The 18,531-nt window shown below is 66.2% G+C and carries 18 protein-coding genes; 8 read left to right on the top strand and 10 right to left on the bottom strand.

The window, feature by feature from the left end; all coding sequences use genetic code 11:
- Nucleotides 1-4 precede the first annotated feature (4 nt).
- Genes gmd through QSJ95_RS01630 form a run of 7 tightly spaced genes read left to right on the top strand, consistent with a single transcriptional unit; the run spans nucleotide 5 to nucleotide 8,131 of the window.
- A complete protein-coding gene (gene gmd / locus QSJ95_RS01660) occupies nucleotides 5-976 on the top strand; it encodes a GDP-mannose 4,6-dehydratase (protein WP_009614730.1) in 972 nt (323 codons plus the stop codon).
- Nucleotides 977-980: 4 nt separating this feature from the next.
- A complete protein-coding gene (locus QSJ95_RS01655; RefSeq protein WP_285639443.1) occupies nucleotides 981-2,417 on the top strand; it encodes a mannose-1-phosphate guanylyltransferase/mannose-6-phosphate isomerase in 1,437 nt (478 codons plus the stop codon).
- Nucleotides 2,418-3,215, top strand: coding sequence for an ABC transporter permease (locus QSJ95_RS01650; protein ID WP_069862751.1), 798 nt, complete (start codon nucleotides 2,418-2,420; stop codon nucleotides 3,213-3,215).
- Nucleotides 3,215-4,477, top strand: coding sequence for an ABC transporter ATP-binding protein (locus QSJ95_RS01645; RefSeq protein WP_069862753.1), 1,263 nt, complete (start codon nucleotides 3,215-3,217; stop codon nucleotides 4,475-4,477). Before QSJ95_RS01650 ends, QSJ95_RS01645 begins: the two co-directional genes overlap by 1 nt.
- Entirely contained in the window at nucleotides 4,474-5,862 is a 1,389-nt protein-coding gene (locus QSJ95_RS01640; protein ID WP_285639438.1) for a glycosyltransferase family 4 protein, read from the top strand. Before QSJ95_RS01645 ends, QSJ95_RS01640 begins: the two co-directional genes overlap by 4 nt.
- A complete protein-coding gene (locus QSJ95_RS01635) occupies nucleotides 5,846-6,979 on the top strand; it encodes a glycosyltransferase family 4 protein (protein ID WP_285639436.1) in 1,134 nt (377 codons plus the stop codon). Before QSJ95_RS01640 ends, QSJ95_RS01635 begins: the two co-directional genes overlap by 17 nt.
- On the top strand, nucleotides 6,980-8,131 hold the full coding sequence (locus QSJ95_RS01630; protein WP_285639434.1) for a glycosyltransferase family 4 protein: 1,152 nt from the start codon (nucleotides 6,980-6,982) through the stop codon (nucleotides 8,129-8,131).
- 62 nt (nucleotides 8,132-8,193) lie between these two features.
- Here the strand turns inward: QSJ95_RS01630 and QSJ95_RS01625 are convergent, their stop codons facing one another.
- The 10 genes from QSJ95_RS01625 to QSJ95_RS01580 all read right to left on the bottom strand — a co-directional run bounded on the left by QSJ95_RS01625 (nucleotide 8,194) and on the right by QSJ95_RS01580 (nucleotide 18,278).
- Nucleotides 8,194-8,400, bottom strand: a complete 207-nt coding sequence (locus QSJ95_RS01625) for a DUF1127 domain-containing protein (protein WP_009614715.1) — start codon at nucleotides 8,398-8,400, stop codon at nucleotides 8,194-8,196.
- Between the two features lie 358 nt (nucleotides 8,401-8,758).
- Nucleotides 8,759-10,255 (bottom strand): succinyl-CoA:acetate CoA-transferase ScpC, encoded by a 1,497-nt coding sequence (gene scpC / locus QSJ95_RS01620; RefSeq protein ID WP_285639431.1) that lies wholly within the window; start codon nucleotides 10,253-10,255, stop codon nucleotides 8,759-8,761.
- A gap of 190 nt (nucleotides 10,256-10,445) precedes the next feature.
- Nucleotides 10,446-11,897 carry an NAD(P)(+) transhydrogenase (Re/Si-specific) subunit beta gene (locus QSJ95_RS01615; RefSeq protein ID WP_009614712.1) on the bottom strand — a complete coding sequence of 484 codons (1,452 nt, stop codon included), beginning with the start codon at nucleotides 11,895-11,897 and terminating at the stop codon, nucleotides 10,446-10,448.
- 2 nt (nucleotides 11,898-11,899) lie between these two features.
- Nucleotides 11,900-12,220 carry an NAD(P) transhydrogenase subunit alpha part 2 gene (locus tag QSJ95_RS01610; RefSeq protein ID WP_009614711.1) on the bottom strand — a complete coding sequence of 107 codons (321 nt, stop codon included), beginning with the start codon at nucleotides 12,218-12,220 and terminating at the stop codon, nucleotides 11,900-11,902.
- Nucleotides 12,221-12,282: 62 nt separating this feature from the next.
- Nucleotides 12,283-13,401, bottom strand: coding sequence for a Re/Si-specific NAD(P)(+) transhydrogenase subunit alpha (locus tag QSJ95_RS01605; RefSeq protein ID WP_285639427.1), 1,119 nt, complete (start codon nucleotides 13,399-13,401; stop codon nucleotides 12,283-12,285).
- Nucleotides 13,402-14,037: 636 nt separating this feature from the next.
- Entirely contained in the window at nucleotides 14,038-14,673 is a 636-nt protein-coding gene (locus QSJ95_RS01600; RefSeq protein ID WP_061560322.1) for an SCO family protein, read from the bottom strand.
- 239 nt (nucleotides 14,674-14,912) lie between these two features.
- Nucleotides 14,913-15,818: a heme o synthase gene (gene cyoE / locus QSJ95_RS01595; RefSeq protein WP_009614706.1), complete on the bottom strand. Its 906-nt coding sequence runs from the start codon at nucleotides 15,816-15,818 to the stop codon at nucleotides 14,913-14,915.
- Nucleotides 15,819-15,846: 28 nt separating this feature from the next.
- Nucleotides 15,847-16,920 (bottom strand): COX15/CtaA family protein, encoded by a 1,074-nt coding sequence (locus QSJ95_RS01590; RefSeq protein ID WP_285639424.1) that lies wholly within the window; start codon nucleotides 16,918-16,920, stop codon nucleotides 15,847-15,849.
- A 37-nt stretch (nucleotides 16,921-16,957) separates the two neighbouring features.
- The gene (locus QSJ95_RS01585; protein ID WP_009614702.1) at nucleotides 16,958-17,524 is read right to left on the bottom strand and encodes a PA_0111/PP_0108 family redox-active disulfide protein; all 567 of its coding nucleotides are present in this window, start codon (nucleotides 17,522-17,524) and stop codon (nucleotides 16,958-16,960) included.
- Complete coding sequence (locus tag QSJ95_RS01580; RefSeq protein ID WP_419792488.1) at nucleotides 17,502-18,278, bottom strand: SURF1 family protein; 777 nt, start codon at nucleotides 18,276-18,278, stop codon at nucleotides 17,502-17,504. Before QSJ95_RS01580 ends, QSJ95_RS01585 begins: the two co-directional genes overlap by 23 nt.
- 29 nt (nucleotides 18,279-18,307) lie before the next feature.
- On the opposite strand from QSJ95_RS01580, the gene QSJ95_RS01575 reads away from it, so the two are divergent.
- A complete protein-coding gene (locus QSJ95_RS01575) occupies nucleotides 18,308-18,511 on the top strand; it encodes a twin transmembrane helix small protein (RefSeq protein ID WP_009614697.1) in 204 nt (67 codons plus the stop codon).
- The last annotated feature ends 20 nt before the right edge of the window (nucleotides 18,512-18,531 follow it).

The raw sequence follows: 18,531 nt of genomic DNA, 5'->3' as shown, positions 1-18,531 counted from the left end.
GACAATGACAAGAAACGCACTCATCACGGGAGTGACGGGCCAGGACGGTGCCTACCTGGCAAAACTGCTGCTCGAAAAGGGATACCGCGTGCACGGCCTGGTGGCCCGGCGCAGCTCCGATACCCGCTGGCGTTTGCGCGAGCTGGGCATCGAATCGGAGCTGGTCTATCTGGATGGCGATATGGCCGATGCCTCGTCCATCCAGCGCGCGGTCATCAAGGCCAAGCCGGATGAAATCTACAACCTGGCGGCGCAAAGCTTCGTCGGCAGCTCATGGGACCAGCCGATCACCACCGCCGTGGTCGACGGCCTGGGGGTTACCCACCTGCTCGAGGCGATCCGCCAGTTCAGCCCGCAGACGCGCTTCTACCAGGCCTCCACCAGCGAGATGTTCGGTCTGATCCAGGCCGAGCGGCAGGACGAGAACACACCCTTCTACCCGCGCAGCCCCTATGGCGTGGCCAAGCTGTACGGCCACTGGATCACGGTGAACTACCGCGAGAGCTTCGGCCTGCACACCTCCAGCGGCATCCTCTTCAACCACGAATCGCCGCTGCGTGGCATCGAGTTCGTGACCCGCAAGGTCACCGATGCCGTGGCGCGGATCAAGCTCGGCAAACAGAAGGAGTTGCGCCTGGGCAACATCGATGCCAAGCGCGACTGGGGTTTCGCTGGCGACTATGTCGAGGCCATGTGGCTGATGCTGCAGCAGGAAAAGCCCGATGACTACGTGGTGGCGACTGGCGTGACCACCACGGTGCGGGAAATGTGCCGCATCGCCTTCGACTACGTCGGCCTGAAGTACCAGGATCACGTGGTGGTCGACCAGGCCTTCATCCGCCCCGCGGAGGTCGACGTGCTCCTGGGCAACCCGGCCAAGGCCGAACGGGTGCTGGGCTGGAGTCCGAGGACCAGCCTCGAGAATCTGATTCACATGATGGTGGATGCCGACCTGCGGCGAGTCGACAAGGAGTAGCGCCATGCTGGTTCCTGTGATTCTTTCCGGTGGGGCCGGGACGCGCCTGTGGCCGGTTTCCCGCGAGGGGCAGCCCAAACCCTTCATGGCGCTGCCCGATGGCCAGACCCTTCTGCACAAGACCTACTGCCGGGCAGCCGGCCTTTTGCCCAGCGATGGCGAGATAGTTACGGTGACCAACCGCGACTACTACTTCCAGAGCAAGGATCACTTCCTTGCCGCCAAGCTGCGCCAGCGCGGACATTTCGTCCTGGAGCCGGTGGGGCACAATACGGCGCCTGCGGTCGCCATGGCGGCGTTGGCAGTACGCGCCAGGCACGGCGACCAGGCATTGCTGGTGGTGATGCCGGCGGACCACCTGATCCGCGACCTCGAGGCCTTTGGCCGGGCGGTCGAGCGCGCGGCCGCCCTGGCCGAGGCCGGTCACCTGGTCACCTTCGGCGTGGTGCCCACGGCACCGGAGACCGGTTTCGGCTACATAGAGATGGGCGAGCAACTGGACGAGGGCCGCGGGGCCAGGGTTCGGCGTTTCGTGGAGAAGCCCGACCTGGAGACTGCCCGGCAATTCCTCGACAGCGGTGATTTCCTCTGGAACTCGGGCATGTTCTGCTTCAGCGTCGCCACGCTGCTTGGCGAGCTGGAACGCCACGCTCCGGAAATCCTCGCCAGCGCCATCGCCTGCCACGAGGCCAGCAGCGGCGACGAACTGGGCCAGGTGGTGCAGCAGGAACTGAGCGGCGAGCATTTCGCCGCCTTCCCCGACATTTCCATCGACTACGCACTGATGGAGCGCTCAGAGCGCGTCGCGGTGGTTCCGGCGGCCTTCGACTGGAGCGACATCGGCTCCTGGGGGGCGCTGAGCGCGCTGGTCGAGCCTGATGCGCAGAACAACCGCGCAGCCGCCGACGCGGTGTTCGTCGATACCTGCAACACCTACGTGCAGAGCGACGACCGCCTGGTGGCCACCGTGGGCGTGTCCGACCTGATCGTCATCGATACCGCAGACGCCATCCTGGTCGCCCACGCCGAGCGCGCCCAGGACGTGCGCAAGGTGGTCAAGCAGCTCAAGGACAGCGAGCACGAGGCTTATCGCCTGCACCGCACCGTGAGCCGTCCGTGGGGAACCTACACGGTGCTGGAGGAAGGGCCGCGCTTCAAGATCAAGCGCATCGTGGTCAAGCCGGGGGCCTCACTGTCGTTGCAAATGCACCATCACCGCAGCGAACACTGGATAGTGGTGCGTGGCATGGCCAAGGTCACCAATGGCGAGGGCGTGCGCCTGGTGAACAGCAACGAGTCCACCTACATCCCTGCGGGGCACAAGCATCGCCTGGAGAACCCCGGCGTCATCGACCTGGTGATGATCGAGGTGCAGAGCGGCGAATACCTGGGGGAGGACGACATCGTCCGCTTCGAGGACCAGTACGGCAGGGCCTGCTAGATGTTGGCGAGGATGTTCCAGGGAATCTGGCAATACCGCGGCTTCGTCGCCGGCAGCGTGCGCCGCGAGTTCGAGTCGCGCTACCGCGGCTCGATGTTGGGCGCGGCCTGGACGGTGCTCAACCCGCTGGCGATGATCCTGGTGTATACGGTGATCTTCTCCGAGGTGATGCGGGCGCGGTTGCCGGGCGTCGATGACCGCATGGCATTCGGCGTGTTCATCTGTTCCGGGCTGCTCACCTGGGGCCTGTTCTCCGAGGTGGTCGGGCGCAGCCTGACGATGTTCCTGGACAACGCGAACCTGCTGAAGAAGCTCAACTTCCCACGCATCTGCCTGCCGGTGGTGAGCATGCTCAACGCACTGGTGAACTTCGCCATCATCTTCGCGCTGTTCTGCGGCTTCCTGGCCATCACCGGCCGGCTGCCCGGCATCGCCCTGCTGGCCTTCCCCGTCCTGCTCCTGCTGCAACTACTGTTCGCCTGTGGGCTGGGCATGCTGCTGGGCGTGCTCAACGTGTTCTTCCGCGACGTCGGGCAACTGTTCGGCATCCTCCTGCAGTTCTGGTTCTGGTTCACGCCCATCGTCTACCCGACCAGCATCCTGCCGGAAAGCATCCGCAGGCTGATCCAGCTCAATCCGATGACGCCGCTGATTCAGTCCTACCAGAACCTCTTCCTATATGGCCGCTGGCCCGTATGGACTGACCTGCTGCCGCTGCTGCTCTCGGCCCTGGTGCTGTGCGTCCTGGCGCTGGCGCTGTTCCGTAGCCGTTCCGGCGAGATGGTGGACGAACTCTGATGGGCCACATACGCATCCAGCAACTCGGCAAGGCCTACCGCCAGTATCCCTCGCGCTGGGCTCGGCTGCTCGAATGGTTGTCTCCCGGCGCCCGGCCGCGCCACCAGCAGAAATGGGTGCTGCAGGATATCGACCTGGACATCGCGCCCGGCGAGGCGGTAGGGTTGGTCGGTTCCAATGGCGCCGGCAAGAGCACGCTGCTCAAGATCATCACCGGCACCACCCTGCCCACCCACGGCAGCTGCAGCGTCGGCGGGCGGGTCTCGGCGCTGCTGGAGCTGGGCATGGGCTTCCACCCTGAATTCACCGGCCGCCAGAACGTGTTCATGGCCGCGCAGTTGCAGGGCCTGCAGCGCGAGGAAATCGAGGAACTGATGCCGGCCATCGAGGCCTTCGCCGAGATCGGTGACGCCATCGACCAGCCGGTGCGCACCTACTCCAGCGGTATGCAGATGCGCCTGGCGTTCAGCGTGGCCACCGCCAGGCGCCCTGACGTGCTGATCGTCGACGAGGCGCTCTCGGTGGGCGATGCCTATTTCCAGCACAAGAGCTTCGAGCGCATCCGTAGCTTCCGCCGCGACGGCACCACGCTGCTGATCGTGTCCCATGACCGCTTCGCCATCCAGTCCATCTGCGATCGCGCCGTGCTGCTGGAGTTCGGCAGGGTCGTGCAGCAAGGCGACCCGGAGATGGTCATGGACTACTACCATGCGCGCATGACGGCCGGCCTCAACCATCGGGTACGCCAGGAGATGCTGGCCAACGGCAAGACGCGGACCATTTCCGGTACCGGGGAGGTCGAGGTCGAGTCGGTGCGCCTGCTGGAGCAGGATACCTCGGTGGAAATCATCGAAGTGGGCAGCGAGGTGACGCTGGAAGTGGTGGTCCGCGCGACCCAGGACATCAGCCAACTGGTGCTGGGGTTCATGCTCAAGGACCGCCTGGGCCAGGCCATGTACGGCATCAACTCCTACCGCCTGAAGCAGACGCTGGAGAATATCCGGGCAGGTGAGCGCATCCTGTATCGATACAGCTTCCCGATGCGCCTGGGACCAGGCAACTACTCGGTTTCCTTGAGCCTTTCCAGGCGTGACTCGCACCTGGACGGCAGCTACGAATGGCGCGACTGCGCCATGCTGTTCCAGGTGGCCAACGCCAGCCACGAGAACTTCGTCGGCTATTCCTGGCTGGGGGCGGAGCTTGCGGTCGAGCGCCTGGGCGCTGCAGCGGAAGTGCTCGAACTGAGGCGCAGCCTGCCATGATGCGCATACTCATCGAATGCACATACGTCTTCGAACACCCCGAAGTGAACTCGGGCATCCAGCGCGTCGTGCGCAATGTCATCCGCAATCTCGATACGGTCCAGGCCGAAGTCGAGTGCATACCCGTGGTCTTCCTGCGCGGGCGTATGTTCCGGGTACTGGCGCTGGCGCCCTTGTCCGGCCGCGACCTGCCCTGGCACAGCCGCATGCGCGTGGCCCTGGAGCAACTACGTAACGACTACTGGATGTGGCACGCGCGCCTGGAGCGGCGCTGGCCGATGAACCGTTGGCACAATGCGCGGCGGGCTCTCTACATGCTCTGCAAGCTGGCCAGCCTAAGCTTCACCCTGCCGCTGCGATTCGCCACCTATGCCTCGCGAAACCATGTGGTGCCTGAGCGCGTGCAGGCGATGGAGGCGTTGCCGGGCGACCAATTGCTGCTGCTCGACTCGTCCTGGCATGCCGATTTCTTCCCCGTCGCCGAGCGTCTCAAGGCGCAGGGCGTGGGCATCGTCTCGGTGATCTACGATCTCATCCCCTCTACGCATCCGCAGTTTTGCGATGCCGGCCTGGTCCGTGTTTTCGACCGCTGGTTCGACTGGATCGCCGAGATGGCCGATGGTTTCATGTGCATCTCCACCACCATCCGCGACCAACTGCGTGCCGAGATCGTCCGCCGTCGGGGCGAGGCGGTGGCCGGGCAGATCTGGTTCGACCACTTCTACCTGGGCTCGGAGCTGGACCTGGCCGACCGTCCCGGCCGTATCGATCCGCGCCTGCTGCGGATGTTCGAGGCGGGTGCGCCGGTGTACCTGATGGTCAGCACCATAGAACCGCGAAAGAACCACGCCTATCTGCTGGACGCCTTCGAGCGTCTCTGGGCGCGTGGCTCCCCTGTCCGCCTGTGCATCATCGGGCGCGTCGGTTGGAAGTGCGAGGACCTGGTCACCCGCATCCGCCGGCATCCGGAATTGAACAAGCGCCTGCATGTTTTCCACAAGCTCAACGATCGAGGCCTGGAGCACGCCTATGCGAACGCCAAGGCACTGGTGTTCCCGTCTTTCGTCGAAGGCTTCGGCCTGCCACTGGTAGAGGCCATGCAACGCCAGTTGCCGGCCATGGCCAGCGATATCCCGGTCTTCCGTGAGATCGGCAGCGACTTCATGGCCTATTTCGATCTGGACCAGCCGGAGTCCCTTGCGGCGCTCGTGGAGCGCTTCGAAGAATCGGGCCAGTTTCCGGCGCAACGGCCGGTGTCCGAGTGGCGCTGGATCGGATGGCGTGAGGCCAGCCAGCAACTCATCGAGCGCGTAGTGCAGGCGCAGTGGCAACAGCCTTTGGGAGGGGCGCCGGAAAAGGACGAACAGCGTGAAGGTTGCGCTTAACACCCGCATCCTCCAGGCCCCGCGCACCGGCATCGGCCAATACGTGGCGGCGCTGGCGCAGGCCCTGGGCGAGCAGCCCGGCGTGGATCTGGACTATTTCCATGGCTGGGGCTGGTCGCAGGCGCTGCCGCGGGCGGCGTTGCCGGGCTATTCGCGCTGGAGCGCCGCGGCCAGGCGGGTGCCGGGCGCCTACCGGATCCGCCGTTGGCTGGAACAGCAGCGCTTCGACCGGGGCCTGCGCGAGCGGGATGTGCAGCTGTATCACGAACCGAGCCTGTGGCCGCTGGCGTTCGAGGGCCCCATGGTCATGACGGTGCATGACCTGACCCACGTGCGTTATCCCCAGACCCAGCCGCGTGACCGCCTGGCGGAGATCGAGCGGCGTGTCGGAGAAGGCGTGGCCCGGGCCGGGCGCATCCTGGTGGATTCGCACTTCGTCGGCGAGGAGCTGCGTGCGTATTTCGGCCTGCCGGCGGAGCGGGTGATGGTCGCGCCCCTGGGGTGTGCGCCGCGCTTCCGGCCGCGCACGGCGGAACAGTTGCGAACTGTACTGGCGCCACTGGCTCTGGAAGCTGGGGGCTATCTGATCTGCGTGGGTACGCTGGAACCGCGCAAGAACCTGCAGCAGGCCCTGCGCGCCCATGCCCTGTTGCCGCCGGCGCTGCGCGAGCGCTATCCCCTGCTGATCGCCGGCATGGCCGGCTGGCGCCAGGAACAGCTGGACGCGGAACTGGCCGTGGCGCTGGCCGGCGGCCAGGTGCGCCTGCTCGGCTACCTGGACGACGACACCCTGGCGTGCGTGCTCGCCGGCGCGCGCCTGCTGTTGTTCCCGTCGCTCTACGAGGGCTTCGGGCTGCCGGTGCTGGAAGCCATGGCCAGCGGCGTGCCTACGGTGCTGGCGCGCACCTCGTCACTACCGGAAGTGGCCGGCGAGGCCGGCTGTTTCGTCGAGCCACAGGATGAGCAGGGCATGGCCGATGCCATCCAGCGGCTGCTGGAGGACGGGAACGAATGGGCACGTCTGCGGCGCCTGGGGCTGGACCGCGCCGGGGCTTTCAGCTGGCAGGCGTGCGCCCGCGCCACCGTCGAGGCCTATCGCCAGGCCATGGGAGGCTGAATGCGCATTCTACATTTCTTCAAGACCTACCTGCCCGACTCCGTGGGCGGGATCGAACAGGTGATCAACCAGCTCTGCCGCAGCGGCGAGGCTCACGGCATCGAGAACGAGGTGCTCACCTTGAGCGCCAATCCCGAGCCGGCGCTGCTGGAGGTCGATGGACACCGGGTGCACCGTGCGCGCCTGGATCTGCAGTTGGCCTCGACGGGCTTCTCCTACAGCGTGTTGCCGCGCTTTCGCGCCCTGGCCGCCGAGGCCGACATCATCAATTTCCACTTCCCCTGGCCGTTCATGGACCTGGTGCATTTCCTCTCCGGGGTGCGCAAGCCGATGGTGGTGACCTACCACTCGGACATCGTCCGCCAGCGCCATCTGCTCAGGCTGTACCAGCCGCTGATGAACGGCTTTCTCGGCTGCGCCGACCGCATAGTGGCGGCCTCGCCCAACTACCTGGCCACCAGCGAGGTGTTGCGGCGCTTCCCGGGCAAGACCGAAGTGATTCCCTACGGTCTGGACAAGACGGGTTATCCACAGCCCGATGCGAACTGCCTGGACGGCTGGCGCCAGCGGGTGGGAGAGGGTTTCTTCCTGTTCGTCGGGGTGATGCGCTACTACAAGGGCCTGCACATCCTGCTGGAAGCGATCCAGGGGACCGGCTACCCGCTGGTGGTGGTCGGCGCCGGGCCGCTGGAGGCCGAGCTGAAGGCGCAAGCCGCTGCCTTGGGAGTGGAAGGCCACGTACGCTTCCTGGGGCGGGTCAGCGAGGTGGACAAGGTGGCGCTGCTGCAACTGAGCCGCGCCATCGTGTTTCCTTCGCACCTGCGTTCGGAGGCGTTCGGTATCTCCCTGCTGGAAGGCGCGATGTACGGCAAGCCGATGATTTCCAGCGAGATCGGGACGGGCACCAGCTACATCAATATCCAGGGGGTGACGGGGCTGGTGGTGCCGCCCAGCGAGCCGAAGGCGTTCCGCGAGGCGATGCGCTGGATATGGGAGCACCCGGAGAGCGCAGCCGAGATGGGCAGGAAGGCCGAGGCGCGCTACGAGGAACTGTTCACCGCCGAGACCATGGGACGGCGCTGGGCCGGTCTGTATCGGGAACTGCTGTTCGCCGATCCGGGCCTGGAAAAGCAGAAAGGCCGCTCAATCTAGCGGCCTTTCACCAGTACAGTTTCGAACTGTCTATCTACCGCCTGACAGTTCAGCGCTTCCGCTTACTTCCAGAACGGCTTGTTCAGCTCGGCGTAGCGCTGGGCTTCGCTGATGCCGGCGTCGGCCAGCAGGCGCGAGTCGAGGCGGGCCAGCTGGCGGCGGCTCTCGATGCGGCGCTGCCACAGGCGGACGGTGCCGACCAGGCTGCGGTGGGCGGTAGAGGAAGAACGGATGTTGCTGACAGTGGCGGAACCGAGGGTACGTTCCATGATTTTCGTCCTTCCCGCTTTTGGCGGGTAGTGGGGTTGCGGAAGTTGTTGGGGAGTATCTTCTGACTTTTTGGTCAGCCGCGATAGGTACAGTTGCCTTGAATTAAATAGCGTCAGCGAATTGTTTCAGCGAACTGTAATGGCGATTTTGGGGCGAACTGTACCGCTGCGCTCCATTGTGGTGCACAGGCGGCGGGGGATTGAGGATTTTCAGCAGGTCTGCCGGGGATGGCAGTAGGAGAAGTGGAACAGTCGCTGTGGGATAAAAAACTGTTCGGAAGTGTTTTTACGTGGTTTTTTTCCGACTGTCCAGCCTGGCGGGCCATTCTTTGTGGAATGGCCCGCCAGGGATGCCGGATCAGCTGGCGGCGAGCATGTGGCCGCGTTCTTCCAGGTTGATGTGCCAGTTCATGGCTTCGCGCAGGATGTGCGGGGTGTGCCCGCCGCGCTGGCAGGCGGCCTCGAAGTAGCCGGCCAGGGCATCGCGGTAGGACGGGTGCACGCAGTTCTCGATGATCACCTTGGCGCGCTCGCGCGGCGCCAGGCCGCGCAGGTCGGCCAGGCCCTGTTCGGTGACGAGGATGTCCACGTCGTGCTCGGTATGGTCGACGTGGCTGACCATGGGCACCACGCTGGAGATGTTGCCGCCCTTGGCGATGGACTTGGTGACGAAGATGGCCAGGTGGGCGTTGCGGGCGAAGTCGCCCGAGCCGCCGATGCCGTTCATCATCTTCGTGCCGCCGACGTGGGTGGAGTTGACGTTGCCGTAGATGTCGAACTCCAGCGCCGTGTTGATGCCGATGATGCCCAGGCGTCGCACCACCTCGGGGTGGTTGGAGATTTCCTGCGGGCGCAGCACCAGCTTGTCCTTGTAGCGCTCCAGGTTGCCGAAGACGTCGGCGTTGCGGCGGCTCGACAGGGTGATGGAGCTGCCCGAGGCGAAGCGCAGCTTGCCCGAGTCCATCAGGTCGAAGGTGGAGTCCTGCAGCACTTCGGAGTACATGGTCAGGTCTTCGAAGGGCGATTCCATCAGGCCGCACATCACCGCGTTGGCGATGCTGCCGATGCCCGCCTGCAGCGGCGCGAGGTTCTTCGCCAGGCGGCCGGCGTCCACTTCGCGCTTGAAGAAGTCGATCAGGTGGTTGGCGATGGCCTGGGTCTCGCTGTCCGGCGGCAGCACGGTGGAGGGCGAGTCGGGCTGGTTGTTGATGACGATGGCGACGATCTTCTCCGGCGGGATCGGAATGGCGGTGCTGCCGATGCGATCGTCGACCTTGGTCAGCGGGATGGGCGTGCGGGTCGGCCGGTAGGTCGGGATGTAGATGTCGTGCAGGCCTTCCAGGTTGGTGTTGTGCGCCAGGTTGATCTCGACGATCACCTGCTTGGCGAAGATAGCGAAGCTGGCCGAGTTGCCCACGGAGGTGGTCGGCACGATGTGGCCTTGCTCGGTGATGGCCACGGCTTCGATCACCGCGATGTCCGGCAGCTTGAGCTGGTGGTTGCGCAGTTGTTCGACGGTTTCCGACAGGTGCTGGTCGATGAACATCACCGAGCCGTCGTTGATCGCCTTGCGCAGGGTGCTGTCGACCTGGAAGGGCATGCGCCGGGCCAGCACGCCGGCCTCGGTGAGGTGCTTGTCGAGGTCGTTGCCCAGGCTCGCGCCGGTCATCAGGCTGATCTTCAGCGGCTGCTGCTTGGCGCGCTGGGCCAGGGCCTCCGGCACGGCCTTGGCTTCGCCGGCGCGGGTGAAGCCGCTCATGCCGACGGTCATGCCGTCCTGGATCAGGGCTGCGGCCTGGTCAGCAGTCATCACCTTCTCGAGCAGGGAAGGCAGGCGCACGCGATCACGGTACATGGAAAAACCTCAGGCTTTATGGGGAGTGCAAGGCGGCCAGTCTAGGGACTCGGCGATTTTTCGCCCTTATACCAAGGTCGAAAAAACGCCCCGCCACCGCCTTACTTACTACCAAAGTCCAGAGGGTTTTCCCTTGCGGCAAAGCAAGACACCGGCGCATGGCCGGTGTCTTGTGGATCGACGGCTGTCGTTATTCGACGGCCTTGACCATGTCTTCGATGACTTTCTTGGCGTCGCCGAAGACCATCATGGTCTTGTCCAGGTAGAACAGTTCGTTGTCCAGGCCGGCGTAGCCGCTGGCCATCGAGCGCTTGTTGACGATCACGGTCTTGGCCTTGTAGGCCTCGAGGATCGGCATGCCGGCGATCGGCGACTTCGGATCGTTCTTCGCCGCCGGGTTGACCACGTCGTTGGCGCCCAGCACCAGCACCACGTCGGTCTGGCCGAACTCGGAGTTGATGTCTTCCATCTCGAACACCTGCTCGTAGGGCACCTCGGCCTCGGCCAGCAGGACGTTCATGTGGCCGGGCATGCGGCCGGCGACCGGGTGGATGGCGAACTTCACGGTGACGCCGCGGTGGGTCAGCTTCTCCGCCAGTTCCATCAGCGCGTGCTGGGCGCGGGCCACCGCCAGGCCGTAGCCGGGGACGATGATTACGCTGTCGGCGTTGGTCAGCAGGAAGGAGGCGTCGTCGGCCGAACCGGATTTCACCGGGCGGGCTTCCTTGGCGCCAGCCGGGCCGGCGTCGTCGGCGCTGGCACCGAAACCACCGAGGATGACGTTGAAGAACGAGCGGTTCATCGCCTTGCACATGATGTACGAGAGGATGGCGCCCGAGGAGCCGACCAGGGAGCCGGCGATGATCAGCATCGAGTTGTTCAGCGAGAAGCCGATGCCCGCCGCGGCCCAGCCGGAGTAGGAGTTGAGCATCGAGACCACCACCGGCATGTCGGCACCGCCGATGGGGATGATGATCAGCACGCCGAGGATGAAGGCCAGGGCCAGCATCAGGGCGAAGGCGGCGAGGTTGCCGGTGAACATGAACACCAGGCCCAGGCCCAGGGTGGCCAGGCCCAGCACCAGGTTGAGCAGGTGCTGGCCGGCGAACTGTACCGGTGCGCCCTGGAACAGGCGGAACTTGTACTTGCCCGACAGCTTGCCGAAGGCGATCACCGAACCGGAGAAGGTGATGGCACCGATGGCCGCGCCGAGGAACAGCTCCAGGCGGTTGCCGGTGGGGATGGTATCGCCCAGGTGCTGGACGATGCCCAGCGACTGCGGCTCGACCACGGCGGCGATGGCGATGAACACCGCGGCCAGGCCGATCATGCTGTGCATGAAGGCGACCAGCTCGGGCATCTTGGTCATTTCAACGCGCTTGGCCATGATCGAACCGGCGCTGCCGCCGATCAGCAGGCCGACCAGGATGTAGCCGATGCCGGCGGCGGCGTTGCCGCCCTCGGCCAGTTGCGCGCCGAGCTTGAACACCAGGCCGACGGTGGTGAGCACGGCGATGGCCATGCCGACCATGCCGAACAGGTTGCCGCGCCGCGAGCTGGTCGGGTGCGACAGGCCCTTCAGGGCCTGGATGAAGCAGACCGAGGCGATCAGGTACAGCAGGGTGACGAGGTTCATGCTCATGGTCAGTGCTTCTCCGCCGGCGCTTTCGGCGCTTTCTTCTTGAACATTTCCAGCATGCGGCGGGTGACCAGGAAGCCACCGAACACGTTGACCGCGGCCAGGGCCACGGCCAGGGTGCCCATGATCTTGCCCAGCGGGGTGACGGTCAGGGCGGCGGCCAGCATGGCGCCGACGATGACGATCGCCGAGATGGCGTTGGTCACCGCCATCAGCGGGGTGTGCAGCGCGGGGGTGACGTTCCATACCACGTGGTAGCCGACGTACACGGCCAGCACGAAGATGATCAGGTTGTAGATCCCGTGGGAGATCAGCATTTCTTCCATCGTCTTTCACCGGTCTCTAGGCCGGGCAGGAGCCCGGCGGGTTCTTCTTTATTAAGGAGGGCTCAGCCGTTCTTGCGCACGGCCTGGCCGTCGCGGCACATCAGGCAGGCAGCGACGATGTCGTCTTCCAGGTTGACCTTGAAGTCTTCGGCGCAGAGGGTCAGCTTGAGGAAGTCGAGCAGGTTGCGCGCATACAGGGCCGAGGCGTCCGCCGGGACCATGGCGGCCAGGTTGGTGTGGCCGACCAGGGTCACGCCGTGCTTGACCACCACCTGCCCGGCTTCGGTCAGCGGGCAGTTGCCGCCTTGGGCTGCGGCCAGGTCGATGACCACCGAGCCCGGTTTCATCTCCTGCACGGTGGCTTCGTGCAGCAGCGTCGGCGCCTTGCGGCCCGGGATCAGCGCGGTGGTGATGACGATGTCGGCCTGCTTGGCGCGCTCGTGCACCGCCTTGGCCTGGCGCTCCATCCACGAGGCCGGCATCGGCCGGGCGTAGCCGCCGACGCCTTCGGCGCACTCGCGCTCCTCGTCGGTCTCGTAGGGCACGTCGACGAACTTGGCGCCGAGGGATTCGATCTGCTCCTTCACCGCCGGGCGCACGTCCGAGGCCTCGATCACCGCGCCCAGGCGCTTGGCCGTGGCGATGGCCTGCAGGCCGGCGACACCGGCGCCGAGGATCAGCACGCGGGCGGCCTTAACGGTGCCGGCGGCGGTCATCAGCATGGGCATGAAGCGCGGGTAGTGGTTGGCCGCGAGCATCACCGCCTTGTAGCCGGCGATGTTGGCCTGGGACGACAGCACGTCGAGGCTCTGCGCCCGCGAGGTGCGCGGGGCGGCCTCCAGGGCGAAGGCGGTGATGCCGCGTTCGGCCATGCGCGCGATGTTGTCGTTGTCGAAGGGGTTGAGCATGCCGATCAGTACGGCGCCCGGCTTCATCTGCGCCAGTTCCTCGGCGCTGGGGGCGACCACCTTGAGCACCAGTTCGGCGCCCAGGGCGTCGGCGGCGGAGCCGATCTTCGCCCCGGCGGCCTCGTAGGCGCTGTCCGGCTGACAGGCATTGATACCGGCGCCACTCTGAACGATCACCTGGTGGCCTTGGCCAACCAGTTTCTTGACGGTTTCAGCGGTGGCGGCGACCCGTGTTTCACCGGCATGGGTCTCGAGAGGGACACCGATCTGCACTCACAAATCTCCTGCGTGATCCTTGAGTAGTCCGGCGCCGGAAGGCGGCCGGGTTGTCGAACTGGCAACGCATGCCGCGAAAGGGCGGGTCCAGAACCCGCTGGGCGTCGGCATTGTGCAATCGAGCCACTGGGTCGGCAAGAAGTTCTGAAGTAGTACTGAAAAAGGACTACAAGTCACGTTGAGACCCGTAGTTCCCCCGTCCCGGCAAGGGGCGCGTGCGCCCTGGCTTTTAGCCTAATTGCCTATTGTGACCGGGGGAAAACGCTATCCCTGGTGTGAATGTTTGCTCATCAGAACCCCCGGCAACCCGGTGAGAGGCCCGTCAATCCTGCCTCAGGCGTATCTATAGGTGTTAATTAATGTTTTTAATCCGAAATATGAGTGATCACTGATGCCTGGAATTCCGTAGCAGATTTTTTACATTGACTACAGAGTCAGGAAATCCCTGGCGACCGCCTCACGGCGCATGTTTCCTGGCTTTCGGGCGGGCGTCGGGGCAGGCCTTGAAAAACAGACTAGTCCAAGGCTGTGCGGGCGGGTGATGAAAAAAAAGAACGGCCACCCGAGGGTGGCCGTTGCCTGGCTGCGACAAAGCAGCGCGGTGAATGGGCCGGCTGCGCGCCGGCGAATGGCTCAGCCCTGGTCGGCGAGTACCTTGGGCAGCTGTTCGGCGAGCTTGGCGTTGTTCAGCGGCGCGCGGATGAAGCCGTGCTGGGTGCCGTCCGGGCCGATGATGACCAGGTTGCCGCTGTGGTCGACGGTGTAGTTGGGCTTGCTGGTGTCGGCCGGGATGTAGGGGATGCTCATGGCGTTGGCCAGCTTCTGGATGGCCTCGTCGCTGCCCACCAGGCCCTGGAAGCCGGCGTTGAAGAAGCCCAGGTACTCCTTCAGGCGCGCCGGGGTGTCGCGGTGCGGGTCGACGCTGACGAACACCACCTGCAGCTGCGCGCGCGCTTCCGGGCTCAGCTTGCCCTGCAGTTCGCGCAGCTGCGCCAGGGTGGTGGGGCAGACGTCCGGGCAGAAGGTGTAGCCGAAGAACAGCAGGCTCCAGCGGCCCTTGAGGCTGGCAGTGTCGAACGGCTTGCCGTCCTGGTCCTGGAAGGTCAGCGCCGGCACCTCGCGGCTCTGCGGCAGCAGCACGATGCCGGCGTCGAGCAGCGCGGCGGGGTCGAGGCGGTGTTTCTCGGTGAGCACCTTCTGCACGGTGAGGCCGAGGATGACGGCGACTATGGCTACCAGGATGAGGACGGTCTTGTTGACTCGGGACATGGGGTTCTCGTGGTCGGGAGAAGTCGAGGGGCGTTCGCGAGCAAGGGCTAGGCGCGCCCTCGCTCCTGCAGGTCGGTCCTGCGGGGGCTTTTCGTAGGAGCAACTGTCATGCGCCGAGATGCTCTTCGTAGGATGGGTTGAGCTTGCGATACCCATACGGTCGTGCTGATGGGTATCGCTTCGCTCAACGCCATCCTACGAAAAGCCGTGCTTCCCGGAAATGCTCGCGAACCCGGTTGTTACAGCGCCATGTGGATGGGCAGGTAATGGTCCACCAGCAGGGCGATGAACAGCAGGAACAGGTAGGCGATAGAGTACTTGAAGGTGCCGATGGCCGCATGGGGCTTGCTGTCACGGTACAGCGCCCAGGCCCAGTCGAGGAAGCGCGCGCCCAGGGCCAGCGCGGCGAGCAGGTAGACGAGCCCGCTCATGTGGATGGCGAAGGGCATCAGGCTCACGGCGAACAGTACCAGGCTGTAGAGCAGGATGTGCAGCTTGGTGTAGCGCTCGCCGTGGGTCACCGGCAGCATCGGGATCTCGGCCTTGGCGTACTCGTCCTTGCGGTGCAGGCACAGGGCCCAGAAGTGCGGCGGCGTCCAGGCGAAGATGATCAGCACCAGCAGCAGCGGTTCGGCCGACAGGTGCCCGGTCACCGCCACCCAGCCGAGCATCGGCGGGGCCGCGCCGGCCAGGCCGCCGATCACGATGTTCTGCGGCGTGGCGCGCTTGAGGAAGCCCGTGTAGAGCGCCGCGTAGCCCAGCAGCGAGGCCAGCGTCAGCCAGGCGGTGAGGGCGTTGGTGAAGGTCAGCAGCAGGCTCATCCCGGCCAGCGCCAGGAGCAGGGCGAAGCCCAGGGCCACGCTGGGCGAGAGCCGCCCCTCCACCAGGGGGCGGCGGTGGGTGCGCGCCATGATCGAGTCGATGCGCCGGTCCACCACGTGGTTCACCGCCGCCGCCGCGCCGGCGCACAGGCCGATGCCCAGGTTGCCGAACAGCAGCACCGTCCAGGGCACGCCGCTGCGGGTGGCCAGCAGCATGCCGATCAGCGAGGTGATCAGCATCAGCAGGACCACCTTGGGCTTGGTCAGCTCCAGGTAATCGCGCCAGCCGGGTTGGCTGCGGGTGCCGCTCAGTACGCTGGCCATGTTCGACTCTCCGTTCGTTGAATGAGGTTCAGCCTTGCGAGGGATAGGCCACCGGCCGTTCCAGCGCCGGCAGCGTGCGCGCCCTGCCGGCCGCAGCGACCTTGGCCACGCTGACCGGCGCGCGCAGGCGGTAGTTGACCAGCACCAGGCTCAGCAGCAGGCAGGCGCCACCGCCGTTGTGCGCCACCGCCACCGGCAGCGGCAGGTGCAGCAGCACGTTGCTGATGCCCAGGCCGACCTGCAGCGACAGCGCCAGCAGCATCAGCGCGGTGGGGTAGATCAGGCCGACGCGCTGCAGGCGCCAGGCCAGCACCAGCAGCACCGCCACCACGCAGAAGGCGCCCATGCGGTGGGTCATGTGGATGGCCGTGCGGGCGTCGCTGTCGAGCTGCCCGCCCAGGTAGTTGGGGCCGATGTGCTGGGTCAGGTGGAAGCCGTTGGCGAAGTCCATCTGCGGCCACCACTGGCCGTGGCACATGGGCAGGTCGATGCAGGCCACCGCCGCGTAGTTGCTGCTCACCCAGCCGCCCAGGGCGATCTGCAGCACCACCAGGGCCAGGGCAAAGGCCGCCAGGCGGCGTGGCGCGCCGGCGCGTTGCAGCGGTTGCACGGCGCCGGACAGGCGCAGGGCGAGGAGGAACAGCAGCGACAGCGTGGTGAAGCCGCCGAGCAGGTGCGCGGTGACCACCTGCGGCCACAGCTTGAGGGTCACCGTCCACATGCCGAAGGCAGCCTGGGCGATAACCACGCCCAGCAGCAGCAACGGCAGGCGCAGCGGCTGGCCGTCGCGGCCGCGGCGCAGCAGGGCGTGCACCGCCAGGCCGGCGATGAGCAGGCCCAGGGTGCCGGCGAAGTAGCGGTGGATCATCTCGTTCCAGCCCTTCTGCGCTTCCACCGGGGCCTCGGGGAAGTGCTGCTCGGCGTGGGCCAGCTGCGCCTCGCTGCTGGGCACGTGGATGAAGCCGTAGCAGCCGGGCCAGTCCGGGCAGCCCAGGCCGGCGTGGGTGAGCCGGGTGTAGGCGCCGAGCAGCACCACCACCAGCGCCAGGGCGGTGGCGAAGGCGGCGACGTAGAAGCCGGGTTTACGCGGTGTGTTCGTCATGCACAGCCCCCGTTCTTGTCGTTGTCGTGGCCTGCGCTCAGCCGATGTGGGAGAGCTTCAGCAGCAGTTGCAGGTCGCCGAGGATCTGCTTGCCGTTGGCGCCGGCGGCATAGCGCAGCACCAGGTTGCCGTGGGGATCGACTATCCACAGCTGCGGCGCCTGCTCGCCGGCGGCCGGTTGCAGGGCGTAGCGCTTCAGGCGCGGGTAGTCCTTGTCCAGCTGCGCCTGGAAGTCCGCCGGCAGCGCCTGGGCGGCGGCCAGGGCGTGCTCGGCGCGGTTGGCGTCGCGGTTCAGGCCGATGTTGATCTGCCGCGCCAGGTACACCAGTTGCTGGCAGTCGGCGGCGCAGGCGGCGGGGGCGGTGACCAGCAGTTGCCAGCGGTCGCTCGCGGCGTCGGCCTGCACGCCCAGGTCGGCGGGCGTGCTGCCGTTGGCGATCAGTTCGCCGTGGTAGCTGCGGCTTTCCGGCACCCAGAAGCGGAACTTGTACATGCCGGTGGCCAGCAGCATCGGGCCGAATACCACGGCGAGGATCAGCAGCAGTTGCAGGCGCCCGCGGTTGCGGCGGCGCAGCTGGGTTTCATCGAGGGTCAGGCTGGTCATGGGCGGGCTTCTCCCGTGCGCGGCGGATGCCGAGATAGAGGTAGAGGGCGAACAGGGCGGTGGCCATGGCGAACCACTGCACGGCGTAGCCGGTGTGGCGTTCGGGGGCCATGGCGACCACCGGCCAGTTGGTCTCGAAGGCAGCGTCGCCCGGTTCCAGGCGCAGCTCCAGGGCCAGGCCGTTGCGGTCCAGGGCCTGCCAGGTGGCGTCCGGGTCGACGCGGGTGATCAGTTGCGGCCAGGCCTGCAGCCGCGCATCGGCCAGTTGCAGGCCGCCGGGCGGCGGGACGTAGGCCCAGGCGTCGAGCAGCAGGTCGCCGGCGGGCGTGTCGAAGCTTGGCGGCACGCGGCGGTTGGGCCAGGGCAGCCAGCCGCGGTTGACCAGTAGCCAGAGGCCGCTGGCCTTGTCGTGGAAGGGTTGCAGCACCTCGACGCCGGCGGCGCCATCGCGGGTGCGGTTGTCCAGCAGCAGGGTATGTTCGGCGTCCAGGCGGCCCTGCAAGCGCACCCGCACGTAGGCGGGGTTGGCCAGGCGTTCGAGCTGCGCGGCGGGGATGGGCGCGGCCTCGCGGCGCGCTTCGGCGGCGGCCAGCAGCACGCGTTTCTCGGCGGCGCGGGAAAGCTGCCAGCAGCCCAGGGCGACCAGCAGCGGGAGCAGCGCCAGGACCACCAGGGTCGGCGCCAGGCCCGGCCGGAAGACCGCCGCCACGCCGTGGCGCGGGCGGGAGTCGATGGCGTGCTGGCTATACTGCAAGTTACCCCCTCAGCAATCGGAGCCAGGTCATGCTCAAGGCCGCGATCGTCGTTCTGCTGCTGGCCACCGTGGCCAGCCTGTTCAGCGGGTTGTTCTTCCTGGTCAAGGACGAGGGCCACGGTTCCCGCGTGGTCAACGCCCTTACCGTGCGGGTCATCCTCGCCGCCCTCACCCTCGCCCTGGTCGCCTGGGGCTTCTACTCCGGGCAGTTGGTCACTTCCGCCACCTTCTGAGCTTTTCGTAGGAGCGAGCT

Origin of the sequence: Pseudomonas sp. NBRC 100443, assembly GCF_030268185.1 — a bacterium.
Classification (GTDB): domain Bacteria; phylum Pseudomonadota; class Gammaproteobacteria; order Pseudomonadales; family Pseudomonadaceae; genus Pseudomonas; species Pseudomonas citronellolis.
Note: the sequence above shows the minus strand (reverse complement) of the source record. Positions and strands in the feature narration are given on the sequence as shown.